8 protein-coding genes and 1 riboswitch are annotated in these 10413 nt (G+C 69.2%); of the genes, 5 read left to right on the top strand and 3 right to left on the bottom strand.

Annotation, left to right across the window (positions count from 1 at the left end):
• Positions 1 to 264: 264 nt before the first annotated feature.
• Both ACFWY6_RS15855 and ACFWY6_RS15850 read right to left on the bottom strand, forming a co-directional pair.
• Positions 265 to 501, bottom strand: coding sequence for a hypothetical protein (locus ACFWY6_RS15855; RefSeq protein WP_384689946.1), 237 nt, complete (start codon positions 499 to 501; stop codon positions 265 to 267).
• Between the two features lie 133 nt (positions 502 to 634).
• Positions 635 to 1201, bottom strand: a complete 567-nt coding sequence (locus ACFWY6_RS15850) for a DUF6082 family protein (protein ID WP_384689943.1) — start codon at positions 1199 to 1201, stop codon at positions 635 to 637.
• A gap of 415 nt (positions 1202 to 1616) precedes the next feature.
• Between ACFWY6_RS15850 and ACFWY6_RS15845 the strand changes: the two genes are divergently transcribed.
• Complete coding sequence (locus ACFWY6_RS15845; protein WP_384689940.1) at positions 1617 to 2696, top strand: CobW family GTP-binding protein; 1080 nt, start codon at positions 1617 to 1619, stop codon at positions 2694 to 2696.
• Positions 2697 to 2711: 15 nt separating this feature from the next.
• Here ACFWY6_RS15845 and ACFWY6_RS15840 read toward each other — a convergent pair whose 3' ends face one another.
• Positions 2712 to 5165 carry a DNA topoisomerase (ATP-hydrolyzing) subunit A gene (locus ACFWY6_RS15840; RefSeq protein WP_384689937.1) on the bottom strand — a complete coding sequence of 818 codons (2454 nt, stop codon included), beginning with the start codon at positions 5163 to 5165 and terminating at the stop codon, positions 2712 to 2714.
• A gap of 214 nt (positions 5166 to 5379) precedes the next feature.
• Between ACFWY6_RS15840 and ACFWY6_RS15835 the strand changes: the two genes are divergently transcribed.
• The 4 genes from ACFWY6_RS15835 (at position 5380) to ACFWY6_RS15820 (ending at position 10235) form a co-directional block, all read left to right on the top strand.
• Positions 5380 to 6735 carry a pitrilysin family protein gene (locus ACFWY6_RS15835; RefSeq protein WP_266871333.1) on the top strand — a complete coding sequence of 452 codons (1356 nt, stop codon included), beginning with the start codon at positions 5380 to 5382 and terminating at the stop codon, positions 6733 to 6735.
• Entirely contained in the window at positions 6732 to 8117 is a 1386-nt protein-coding gene (locus ACFWY6_RS15830) for a M16 family metallopeptidase (protein WP_384689934.1), read from the top strand. The genes ACFWY6_RS15835 and ACFWY6_RS15830 overlap by 4 nt, the downstream gene beginning before the upstream one ends.
• Positions 8118 to 8333: 216 nt before the next feature.
• A riboswitch (cyclic di-AMP (ydaO/yuaA leader) is annotated at positions 8334 to 8495 on the top strand.
• 12 nt (positions 8496 to 8507) lie between these two features.
• Complete coding sequence (locus tag ACFWY6_RS15825) at positions 8508 to 9308, top strand: M23 family metallopeptidase (protein ID WP_266871335.1); 801 nt, start codon at positions 8508 to 8510, stop codon at positions 9306 to 9308.
• Between the two features lie 222 nt (positions 9309 to 9530).
• Positions 9531 to 10235, top strand: a complete 705-nt coding sequence (locus ACFWY6_RS15820; protein ID WP_384689931.1) for a GntR family transcriptional regulator — start codon at positions 9531 to 9533, stop codon at positions 10233 to 10235.
• Positions 10236 to 10413 lie beyond the last annotated feature (178 nt).

Genomic DNA, 10413 nt, shown 5'->3' with positions numbered 1-10413 from the left:
CACTATAGTATTTCTTTCCGGTTTCCCTTGTTGTTTATGGTTTTGTCGAGGGGTTTGTGGGTTTGTTTTTTTTTTTTATCACACATATTTGGGGGGCGGGGGGCCCGCGCGCGCCGCACCTCAACGTTGGTGAATGGGGGGAAGGGTGAGGCCCCCGTCCTCGCAGGTGGACAGCTTTCCGGAGGCAGGTCTCAACGGGGTGACCGGAGTGCCGACCTCGAGGGAGAGGCTGGGCGCATGCTGTCTCGGCGCGCAGCCTCGGCCTCACTCGCTGGGAATGTCCGCTTTTGCGCGGATGAGTGTCTCCCTGCTGACAATGACGATGCGTTCATAGTCGGCGCGTGCGGCGTCCGCGGGCAGCTCGCTCTCGAGCGCCGCTGTGGCCTCTGTCCCGATCACAGCGAAGTTGCCGTCGCTGAGCTCGAAGATGTCGGGGCAGGTGTCGCCGGTGAGACTTCCGCGGTCGCGTGGAGACGCACCGATGCGGCGCACGATCTTCAAGGGGGATCCCGGTCCTTAGGGTCGGAGAGGGTAACAGCGGGTAAATCTAGCCCCCCGTAGCGCAGGTCCCCTCACGCCACCCGCATTACGTGCGCACCTCATCCAATTACGCGCGCACCTCATCCAACTGGCCCTACGAGACGGGTGGTTGGTCCTCAGGTGGCGGTTGCCCGATCACCCAATATTCGTCGGACTCGGATTCGTCCAGGTCATGGATGATGGCGTCCGTCATGTGTCCCACCTTGGCCTCGTCGGACGAGTCCTTCAGGCTGGCCCGCTGGTGACGGGTGGCGTGCCAGTACTGCTGGAAGATGGGGTTGGCGCACATCACGCGAAGGTGACCGTGCAGCTCTTCCCAGTTGACGACACCGATGCGATACGCCAGCAGGGCGTTGGTGTAGAGCGCGTTGGCGAACAGGAACTGCCGCTGCTGAGCGGGCGAGTCCGCCTCCGCGATGCTGAAGACGGCGGCCAGATCGGGATCGTCGATCGCCTTGCGCAGCAGGTAGAGCTGGAGTTCCTGCTGTTCCGCCATCATGGTGCGGCGCCAGTCGGCCCGCTCCGCGCGGTCGACCTGTATGCGGAGTTCCGCATAGCGTCGCTGCTGCGCGGCGAGCAGGGCGAAGGCCCCCGCCGCGAACGCGAGTCCAGCCCCGGTGGCGGAACCCAGTCCCCGTATGCCAAAAATCTGTGTGGCCATGTCAACCCCCGAATCAGGCGACCGTCCGCCGGTCGTCGGGTGCGGGTCGACAGGGAGCGGACCGGCGAGCGGTGGGCGGCGCGCTTGCCGTCTCCCAGGGTGCCGAGCGGCGCTGATCGGCAGGGAGGCGGAGAGGAGGCGCACAGGAGGATGCGGTGGCCGCGCGTCCCGACGCCGTGCCCAATGTGTGCCCCGCGAGCGCCGCTAACAATCGTTCACTTCGCGGCGCTTCTACGCGCACATATCCTGGGGCCGTCTTCATTCGTCGTACGAGATCCGGAGCGCCGATTCGGAGCGCGGGATTCGGGCGCTGAGCGCGGACGCCGGCAAGCGCCGGTACGGGCGCCGAGCGCCGGGTGCGGGCGCCGATGAGTGCGGGACGCCGACATGAACGTACCGATGCGAGAGGTCGCACGTGAGCAAGCAGCAGATCCCGGTCATCGTCCTCACCGGCTTTCTGGGCTCCGGCAAGACGACCCTGCTCAACCATCTGCTGCACCGCAGCGGAGGGAGCCGTATCGGGGCGATCGTCAATGACTTCGGGTCCATCGAGATCGATGCCATGGCGGTCGCCGGGCAGCTCGGTGATTCCACCGTCTCGCTCGGCAACGGGTGCCTGTGCTGTGCCGTGGACGCCAGTGAGCTCGACGTCTATCTGGAGAAGCTTGCTCAGCCGTCCGCCCGGATCGACGTCATCGTCATCGAGGCCAGCGGGCTCGCCGAGCCGCAGGAGCTGGTGAAGATGGTGCTCGCCAGCGAGAATCCGCACATCGTGTACGGGGGGCTCGTCGAGGTCGTCGATGCCGCCGAGTTCGACTCCACCAGGGAGCGGCATCCCGAAGTCGACCGGCATCTGGGGATCGCCGATCTTGTCGTCGTCAACAAGGCCGACCGGGTGCCCGAGGCGGAGCGGGAGCGGATTCTCGGTGCCGTCCGGGGTTTCACCGATCGTGCCGCCGTCGTCCCCGCCTCGTACGGGCGCGTCGACGTGGAGCTGCTCCTCGACCGCAGGCCCGTGGGGGAGCGGATCGGGCAGCTGTCCTTCGACGATCTGCACTCCGATCTGCGCTCCGATTCGCACTCCCCTGAGCAGGACGGGGGCGATCTCCACGGTCACCACGATCACTTGCACTCCGCCTACGAAAGCCTCTCCTTCGTCTCCGAAGTGCCGCTGGCTCCCCGCCCCTTGATGGCTCTCCTGGACAGCAGGCCGGAGGGGCTCTACCGCATCAAGGGGTACGTCGATTTCGGCGCCGCCGATCCGCGCAACAAGTACGCCGTGCACGCCGTGGGGCGGTTTCTGCGTTTCTACCCCGAGCCGTGGGCCGCGGGTGAGGTCCGGCTCACACAGCTCGTGCTCATCGGGTCCGGCGTCGACGTACCCGCTCTGGAGAAGGAGCTTGAGGCGTGTCGTGAGTACGCCCCACAGGCCGGTGCCGATGAGCACAGCATGTGGGGCGTACTGCGGTACGTGCAGGAACCGCAGGGCGACTGACCTCACCAGACCTGACTACACCGGGCCCGCCACCGCCGCCACCGGCTTCGCCAGCGACACCCCCGAGCCGTCTCGGCGCGGGTCGATCTCCGGCAGCTCGGCCGGCAGGCCGGTGCGCTGGGCCGCGAGCGGTGGCGTCGGGCCCGCCCACGCGAAGCTCAGGCAGTCCTCGCCCTTCAGGAAGCGCTGGACGCGCACGCCTCCCGTGGCCCGGCCCTTGCGGGGGTACTGGTCGAACGGCGTGACCTTGGCCGTCGTCTGCACCGAGTCGTCGAGCGTGCCGCGCGAGCCCGCCACCGTGAAGACCACGGCGTCCACGGCGGGATCCACCGCCACGAAGGAGATGACCTTGACGCCCTCCGCGAGCTTGATGCCCGCCATGCCGCCCGCCGGGCGGCCCTGCGGACGGACCTGCGAGGCCTGGTAGCGAAGCAGTTGGGCGTCGTCCGTGATGAAGACGAGGTCCTCCTCGCCCGTGCGCAGCTCGGCCGCGCCGACGATCCGGTCACCGTCCTTGAGGGTGATGACCTCCAGCTCGTCCTTGTTGGACGGATAGTCCGGGACCACCCGCTTGACCACGCCCTGTTCGGTGCCGAGGGCGAGGCCGGGCGAGGACTCGTCCAGGGTCATCAGGCAGATCAGCTTCTCGTCCGCCTCCAGGGAGAGCAGCTCCGAAACCGGCGCGCCCCCGGAGAGGTTGGGTGCCGAAGCCGTCTCGGGAAGCTGCGGGAGGTCCACCACGGCGAGGCGCAGCAGCCGTCCCCCGGACGTCACCGCGCCCACCTCGCCGCGCGCGGTCGCCGGCACGGCCGAGACGATCACGTCGTGCTTGACGCGCTTGGTGTCGCCGTCCGTGAAGGGCTCGCCATTGGCCGTACGGGCGAGGAGGCCGGTCGAGGAGAGCAGTACGCGGCACGGGTCGTCCGCGACCTGCAGGGACACCGTGGGGGCGGGCGTGCCCGCCGACTCCAGGAGGACCGTGCGCCGGTCCGTGCCGAACTTCTTGGCCACGGCGGCCAGTTCGGAGGAGACCAGCTTGCGCAGCTCGGCGTCCGACTCCAGGATGCGGGTCAGCTCCTCGATCTCGGCCTTGAGCTTGTCGCGCTCGGACTCCAGCTCGATGCGGTCGTACTTCGTGAGGCGGCGCAGTGGAGTGTCGAGGATGTACTGCGTCTGGATCTCGCTCAGCGAGAAGTGCTCCATCAGGCGCTCCTTGGCCTGCGCGGAGTTCTCACTGGAGCGGATGAGGCGGATGACCTCGTCGATGTCCAGGAGGGCGACGAGCAGGCCCTCCACCAGGTGCAGCCGGGCCTGCTTCTTGCTGCGGCGGAACTCGCTGCGGCGGCGCACCACGTTGAAGCGGTGGTCGAGATAGACCTCGAGGAGCTCCTTGAGGCCGAGCGTGAGGGGCTGGCCGTCGACGAGCGCCACGTTGTTGATGCCGAAGGACTCCTCCATCGGCGTGAGCTTGTAGAGCTGCTCCAGGACGGCCTCGGGGACGAAGCCGTTCTTGATCTCGATGACGAGACGCAGGCCGTGCGCGCGGTCGGTGAGGTCCTTGACGTCCGCGATGCCCTGCAGCTTCTTCGAGCCGACCAGGTCCTTGATCTTGGAGATGACCTTCTCGGGGCCCACCGTGAAGGGCAGTTCGGTGACGACCAGGCCCTTGCGGCGCGCCGTCACGTTCTCCACGGCGACCGTCGCGCGGATCTTGAAGGTGCCACGGCCCGCCGCGTACGCGTCCTTGATGCCGCCAAGTCCGACGATCCGGCCGCCGGTGGGCAGGTCGGGGCCCGGCACGAACTTCATCAGCGTCTCGAGGTCGGCCCCCGGGTGCCTGATCAGGTGGCGGGCGGCCGCGATCACCTCGCCCAGGTTGTGCGGCGGCATGTTCGTCGCCATGCCGACCGCGATGCCTGACGCGCCGTTGACCAGGAGGTTCGGGTACGCCGCCGGGAGGGCGACGGGCTCCATCTCCTGGCCGTCGTAGTTCGGCTCGAAGTCGACCGTGTTCTCGTCGATCGACTCCGTCATCAGGGACGTCGCGTCGGCCATCCGGCACTCGGTGTACCGCATGGCGGCCGGCGGGTCGTCGTTGCCCAGCGAACCGAAGTTGCCGTGCCCGTCCACCAGCGGAAGCCGCATGGAGAAGGGCTGGGCCATGCGCACCAGGGCGTCGTAGATCGACGCGTCGCCGTGCGGGTGCAACTTGCCCATGACCTCGCCGACGACACGGGCACACTTCACATAGCCGCGGTCGGGGCGCAGGCCCATCTCGTTCATTTGGTACACGATCCGGCGGTGCACCGGCTTCATGCCGTCGCGGGCGTCCGGCAGGGCGCGCGAGTAGATGACCGAATACGCGTACTCGAGGAAGGAGCCCTGCATCTCGTCGACGACGTCGATGTCGAGGATCTTCTCCTCGAACGAGTCGTCGGGCTGCGGGGTCTTCGTGCTGCGGCGGGCCATCGCTGCTGCGGCTCCTTCACGGTGTCTGCCAGGGCATCAACGGGATCTGACGCCGACCATTGTGGACTGTCCCACTGACAACGCCGACCACGACCCGGACTTCGGCCCCGACTACGCCGAGCGCGGAGCGGGAACTTCACAGGTTGTCGGCACGCTTGCATACAGTGGCAGGACTGGCTGAACATCCAGCTTTTCCGCGATCGAAGGGACGTACATGCCCATGGGTCACACGGCCACGGCCGAGGCCGGCTCAGGCGGCCTGACAGCGACCGAGCACCGGCTGGCCAACGGCCTGCGCGTGGTGCTCTCCGAGGACCACCTGACCCCGGTCGCCGCGGTCTGCCTCTGGTACGACGTCGGCTCGCGCCACGAGGTCAAGGGCCGTACGGGCCTCGCGCACCTCTTCGAGCACCTGATGTTCCAAGGCTCGAAGCAGGTGCCCGGCAACGGTCACTTCGAGCTGGTGCAGGGAGCCGGCGGTTCGCTGAACGGCACCACCAGCTTCGAGCGCACCAACTACTTCGAGACGATGCCCACGCACCAGCTCGAGCTGGCCCTGTGGCTGGAAGCCGACCGGATGGGCTCCCTGCTCACCACGCTCGACGACGAGTCGATGGAGAACCAGCGGGACGTCGTCAAGAACGAGCGCCGCCAGCGCTACGACAACGTCCCGTACGGCACGGCCTTCGAGAAGCTGACCGCTCTCTCGTACCCCGAGGGCCACCCGTACCACCACACCCCGATCGGCTCCATGGCCGACCTGGACGCGGCGACGCTGGAGGACGCGCGGAACTTCTTCCGTACGTACTACGCGCCCAACAACGCGGTCCTCTCCGTGGTCGGCGACATCGACCCGGAGCAGACGCTCGCCTGGGTCGAGAAGTACTTCGGGTCCATCCCCTCGCACGACGGCAAGCAGCCGCCCCGCGACGGCGCGCTGCCCGACACCATCGGCAAGGAGCTGCGCGAGGTCGTCGAGGAAGAGGTCCCGGCCCGCGCCCTGATGGCCGCCTACCGCCTCCCGGAGGACGGCACGCGCGCGTGCGACGCGGCCGACCTGGCGCTCACGGTCCTGGGCAGCGGCGAGTCGTCCCGGCTCTACAACCGGCTCGTACGCCGCGACCGCACGGCCGTGGCGGCCGGGTTCGGCCTGCTGCGCCTCGCCGGTGCCCCCTCGCTGGGCTGGCTGGACGTGAAGACGTCCGGCGATGTCGAGGTCCCCGTCATCGAGGCCGCCGTCGACGAGGAGCTCGCCCGCTTCGCGGAGGAGGGCCCCACCGCCGAGGAGATGGAGCGCGCCCAGGCACAGCTGGAGCGCGAGTGGCTCGACCGGCTCGGCACGGTCGCGGGACGCGCGGACGAACTGTGCCGGTACGCCGTCCTGTTCGGCGACCCGCAGCTCGCCCTGACCGCCGTGCAGCGGGTCCTCGACGTGACCGCCGAGGAGGTCCAGGCGGCCGCCGCGGCCCGCCTGCGCCCGGACAACCGCGCGGTGCTCGTGTACGAGCCCATCGCGGCACCTGAAGCCGCCGAAGCCACCGACGAGGACGAAGAGGAGGCGGCGCAGTGACCGAGGCCGCGACGATGCAGTTCCATCCGCAGCCCCAGGCGGGCACCGCACGGCCGTGGGCCTTCCCCGCGCCCGAGCGCTCGGCCCTGGACAACGGCCTCACGGTGCTGCGCTGCCACCGCCCCGGCCAGCAGGTCGTCGCCGTGGAGATCCACCTGGAGGCGCCGCTCGACGCCGAGCCCGCGGGCCTCGACGGTGTCGCCACGATCATGGCGAGGGCCTTCAACGAAGGCACCGACAAGCACTCCGCCGAGGAGTTCGCCGCCGAACTCGACCGCTGCGGCGCCTCGTTGGATGCGCACGCCGACCACCCCGGTGTGCGGGTGTCCCTCGAAGTCCCGGTCTCCCGGCTCCCCAAGGCGCTCGGCCTGCTCGCCGACGCCCTGCGGGCCCCCGCCTTCGCGGACAGCGAGGTCGAGCGCCTGGTGAGCAACCGCCTGGACGAGATCCCGCACGAGAGCGCCAACCCGGCGCGCCGCGCCGCCAAGGAGCTCTCCAAGCAGCTCTTCCCGGCGACCTCGCGGATGTCGCGCCCCCGCCAGGGCACCGAGGAGACGGTCGCGGCCATCGACTCGGCGGCCGTGCGCGCCTTCTACGAGAAGCACGTCCGTCCCGCCACGGCCACCGCCGTCGTCGTGGGCGACCTGACCGGCACGGACCTGGACGCCGTCCTCGCCGACACCCTCGGCGCCTGGACGGGCGGCACGGCCGAGCCGCGTCCGGTGCCCCCGGTGACCGCCGACGACACCGGCCGTGTGGTCATCGTGGACCGCCCCGGAGCCGTCCAGACGCAGCTGCTGATCGGCCGCATCGGCGCGGACCGGCACGACCGCGTCTGGCCCGCCCAGGTGCTCGGCACGTACTGCCTGGGCGGCACCCTCACCTCGCGCCTCGACCGCGTCCTGCGCGAGGAGAAGGGATACACCTACGGCGTACGGGCGTTCGCCCAGGTGTTGCGCTCGGCGCCGGACGGCACGGGCGCCGCGATGCTCGCCATCAGCGGTTCCGTGGACACGGAGTCGACGGGCCCGGCCCTCGACGACCTGTGGAAGGTGCTGCGCACCCTGGCCGCCGAAGGCCTCACGGACGCCGAGCGCGATGTCGCCGTGCAGAACCTGGTGGGGGTGGCCCCGCTCAAGTTCGAGATGGCCGCGTCCGTCGCGGCGACCCTCGCCGATCAGGTCGAGCAGCACCTGCCGGACGACTTCCAGGCGCAGCTGTACCGGCAGTTGGCCGCGACCGGCACCGTGGAGGCCACCGCCGCCGTCGTGAACGCCTTCCCGGGCGACCGGCTGGTGACGATCCTCGTCGGTGACGCCGCGCAGATCGAGGAGCCCGTCAAGGCGCTCGGCATCGGTGAAGTGAGTGTGGTCACGGGCTGAATGACGGTCACGGCCTGAGGGACAGTCAGGACATATCGGGACCCCAGTGGCGGGAATTGGCTGCTGGGGTCCTCATATGTCCGAATTGCTATGGAGGTTACGTGTCTGACCTGTGGCGTGCGCTACAAAACCTCTGATCCGTTTGGCGATGGAAAGACGCCCCGCTTAGCGTCTGGTCCGGCTGTTCGTCATGCAGTACGCCGCGTCCGCGGCACCGGACAGTCATCGCCGAGTCCCCGTACGGCGCGAGCCAGGGGAGCCGGGGACCCACATGTCCCTGGGGTGAATCGGGCACCTTGCCGCGAGGCGAGGAACCCGTAGGAGACCTTCCTGCTCCGAACCCGTCAGCTAACCCGGTAGGCGAGAAGGAAGGAAAGGATCAGCCGCTTCATGGCGTTCACCCGTGCCACCGGGAAGCACCGTCGCCCGAGCCGCCTCACGCGTACCACCGCGAACGTGGCGGGCGTCGCCGCCCTCACCACCACCGGTGTCATCGGAGGCCTCGCCGCTCCGGCGCTCGCCGCCGACGAGGCCGCCGTCGAGAAGACGGGCCTGACCCAGGCGATCTCCGTCGGCGACTCGCTCGCCGCCAGCATCGACGCCCAGGCCGCCGCCCAGCAGCAGGCCGCCGACGACGCCGCTGCCGCCAAGAAGGCCGAAGAGGCCGCCAAGAAGAAGGCCGCCGAGGCCAAGCGCAAGGCCGAGGCCGAGGCGAAGGCGAAGGCCAAGAAGGAGCGCGAGGCCAAGGAGCGCGCCGCCCGCGAGGCCGAGCGCAAGCGCCTCAACAGCTACGTCTCGCCGATCACCGGCTCGTCCATCTCCACGGGCTACCAGACCGGCGGCGCCATGTGGTCCTCCGGCAGCCACTCCGGCGTCGACTTCCACGCCGCGTCCGGCACCACGGTCCACGCGGTCGGCTCCGGCACCGTCGTCGAGGCCGGCTGGGGCGGTGCCTACGGCAACAACGTGGTCATCCAGATGAACGACGGCACGTACACGCAGTACGGCCACATGTCGTCCCTCAGCGTCACCGTCGGCCAGGCGGTCACCCCGGGCCAGCAGATAGGCCTCTCCGGCTCCACCGGCAACTCGACCGGCCCGCACCTCCACTTCGAGGCCCGCACCGGTCCGGACTACGGCTCGGACATCGACCCGGTCGCCTACCTCCGGTCGCACGGCGTCAACGTCTGATCCGCATCACCAAGAGTTCACCGAAAGCTCACCGAAAGCCCCGGCTCATCGAGAGCCGGGGCTTTCGCCGTTCCGGGCCCGCCTTTGATCGACGGCCTCCCTTTGGCCAAAAAATATCCATGGATTTCGACCCGCCGTCGGAAATTCAGACGCTCTGCAATAGAGTCGCTGAATGAGCGTCAATCGACCGCGTTTCGCGGGGATTAAGGCGGAGGTCAGGTCATGCGCATTCCTGCGCACTCGGTATGCACGGCCATCCGGGACGACATCGTCTCCGGTGTCTACGAACGGGGTGGCCGGCTCACCGAGGAACTGCTCGCGCGCCGCTACGGAGTCTCCCGCGTCCCGGTGCGCGAAGCGCTGCGCACCCTGGAGGCCGAGGGGTTCGTCGTCACGCGCAGGCACGCGGGCGCGTGCGTCGCCGAGCCGACCGAGCAGGAGGCGGCCGACCTCCTGGAGATCCGCATGCTCCTCGAACCGCTCGCCGCGGCCCGTGCCGCGCAGCGCCGCACCGAGGCCCATCTGAAGGTCCTGCGCGGCCTCGTCAGGCTCGGCCAGGAGCGTTCGAGGCGCGGTCAGAGCGAGGATCTGCGCTCGCTGGGCGGCTGGTTCCACGAGACGCTCGCCCAGTCGTCCGGCAGCCCCGGCCTCACCGCGCTGCTCACCCAGCTGCGGCACAAGATCGCCTGGATGTATGTCGTCGAGACGCCGGCCGCCCCCGCGGAGTCCTGGGCGGAGCACGCGGCGATCGTCGACGCGGTGGCGCGCGGCGACGCGGAGCGGGCCCGTGCGCTCACCGCGCAGCACACGGAGCGGGCGACGGCCGCGCACCGGCTGCGGTTCGTGACGCGGGGCGAGCGCGAGCGGGAACGCGATCGCGTGAGGGGTTCGCAACATGTCGTAAACACGGTGAGCCTGCAGAATTAACAAGGGCGCCGTATACAAAGAAGTGCTATTCGGCGGGGGATTGCGAGGCGATTGCTTCTGCTGCCCGCATTCGGTGATATCCCCTGCCTTTATTCGGTTGCGTTCGGCGGTGCTCGGGAAGCGGACGCAAATACGCCGAAGGGCCCGCCCCTGTTTTGGGCGGGCCCTTCGGCGTATG

The organism is Streptomyces sp. NPDC059037 (genome assembly GCF_042740015.1).
In the GTDB taxonomy this organism is placed as follows: Bacteria; Actinomycetota; Actinomycetes; order Streptomycetales; family Streptomycetaceae; genus Streptomyces.
Note: the sequence above shows the minus strand (reverse complement) of the source record. Positions and strands in the feature narration are given on the sequence as shown.